This is a genomic window from Dysgonomonas sp. 37-18 (assembly GCF_001899125.1).
GTDB lineage: Bacteria > Bacteroidota > Bacteroidia > Bacteroidales > Dysgonomonadaceae > Dysgonomonas.
In genome coordinates this window covers 1-2,229 of record NZ_MKVC01000012.1, presented here as the reverse complement: position 1 = coordinate 2,229, position 2,229 = coordinate 1, and the positions used below count along the sequence as shown (strand labels likewise).

Annotated in this window: 2 protein-coding genes; both read right to left on the bottom strand. The window is 40.2% G+C overall.

Going from position 1 to position 2,229, the window contains the following annotated elements:
* Positions 1-269 (bottom strand): hypothetical protein (locus BGO84_RS04690; RefSeq protein WP_291027994.1); only part of this gene is annotated, 269 nt, incomplete at its 3' end.
* A gap of 2 nt (positions 270-271) precedes the next feature.
* Positions 272-2,229 (bottom strand): efflux RND transporter permease subunit (locus BGO84_RS04685; RefSeq protein WP_291027992.1); only part of this gene is annotated, 1,958 nt, incomplete at its 5' end.

Sequence of the window (2,229 nt, the reverse complement as noted above, 5' to 3'; positions counted from 1 at the left end):
TGTACAGGAAAAGGATTTTTTGTTTCAATATTGCAACTATCAATTTCTAAAATAGCCTTGTCTGCAATTTCTTTTGCAACAAAGCTGAAAAGCATTATCGAATTAGTTTTTGCATTACTTCCGTTCGCTGCAAACCAACCTAAGTTTTCTTCCTTCTTTTTATACCCGGTGATATTGGTTACACTGAACCGTTTCACCCCGGCATCTTGGAGCAAGCCAGCCACCCGCTCCTGATATTCTTTGATACTTAATACAACTAATAGTTTCATAATTATTTGACTTTCTTTTTCAACATTTTGTAATATAGCAGCGGTACAACAATCAATGTAAGTACGGTAGAGGTTATCGTTCCACCCATCAAAGAGATTGCCAGACCTTGAAATATAGGATCGAATAGGATAACTATCGCGCCTAACACTACTCCTCCGGCAGTCAATATGATAGGCGTGGTGCGTACAGCTCCTGCTTCAATAACAGCTTGCTTTAATGGAATACCATCTTTGAGCCGTATATCTATAAAGTCAATCAGCAATACCGAATTGCGCACCATAATTCCTGCAAGAGCTATGAATCCAATCATAGACGGAGCACTAAAGTAAGCTCCCATAATCCAGTGTCCGAAGATGATACCTATTAGCGACAGAGGGATAGCTGCCAACTGTACCAATGGTGTGATAAAGTTTTGGAACCATGCGACAATTAGTACATATATAATAATTAATACAAATAAGAATGCTAAACCCAGATCACGAAACACTTCATATGTTATCTGCCATTCTCCATCCCATTTTAAAGCGAAGTTATCTTCGTATTTAGGCTGCTCGCTATATTCTTCCGACAGAGTATATCCTTCGGGTAATTTTACCTGCGATAATTTATCAGACACTTCCGTAATAGGATATATAGGACTTTCCAAACTTCCGGCGACTTCGGTCAATACATATACCACACGCTTCTGATCTTTGCGATGAATACTCTTTTCTTTCTCGCCCTCAGTCACTTTTACCAAGTCGCTTATCGGTATAACCATACCTTGCTGGTTTACAACCTTCATGCTTAATACATCCTCGATACTCGATTTTTCTTTCTCCGAAAGTTGTAATACAATCCCTACCTGATTGACTGTCGAAGGTTGATGCAGTACTCCTACCGACATTCCGGACAATGCAGCATACATATTTTGCACCACTTGTGCATTAGGAATACCTAATTTCATTGCTTTGTCTTTATCTACCTCGAATTTATATTCGGTTTGAGCGTCCTCTACAGACCAATCCACGTCGACAACATTTTCGGTTGATGCCAGCATATCTTTTACTTGTTTAGCTACATAAATCTGCTGTTTATAGTCAGGGCCATATATTTCAGCAGCAATTGTAGACATCACCGGAGGACCCGGTGGTACTTCTACTACCTTAACATTGGCATTGTATTTTTTGCCGATAGCTTGCAAATCGGCACGCACCGACGTGGCTATATTATGGCTTTGTTCTTTGCGTTCACCTTTGTCTACAAGATTAACTTGTATATCAGCCACATTATCCCCCATGCGCATATCATAGTGACGTACTAGTCCGTTGAAACTGATAGGCGCGGATGTTCCCACATACGTTTGATAATTGGTTACTTTATCATTTCGGCTGATATACACAGCTAATTCTTTAGTCACGGCAGCAGTACGTTCCAGAGTTGTGCCTTCGGGCATATCTATTACCACTTGGAATTCATTCTTGTTATCGAAAGGCAGCATCTTTACCGGAACCGATTTTGTATAGAATAAAACAAATGATCCGAGCAAAACGACGGTTAAACCAATCATAAATGTCCAGCGACGCTTTCTGTTTTCCAGAAACGGAGTCACTATCTTAGCATATAATTTATAGATCTTCGTTTCGTGCAAATCCGTTTCTTTTTCTTCACTTTCATGTTCTTCTCCTTTTTTATCTTTATGTCTTAAGAATAAATAGCCGAAATATGGAGTCAAAGTCAGAGCTATCAGTAAAGAGAAAATCATGGCTATGGATGCACCTATAGGCATCGGACTCATATATGGCCCCATCATTCCCGACACGAATGCCATCGGCAGTACGGCAGCGATAACAGTCAGCGTTGCCAAGATAGTCGGATTCCCTACCTCATTAATAGCATATAGCGCAGCTTGTAACGGTGGTAGTTTTTTCATCTTGAAGTGACGGTGCATATTCTCCGCAATCACAATGGAGTCATCCA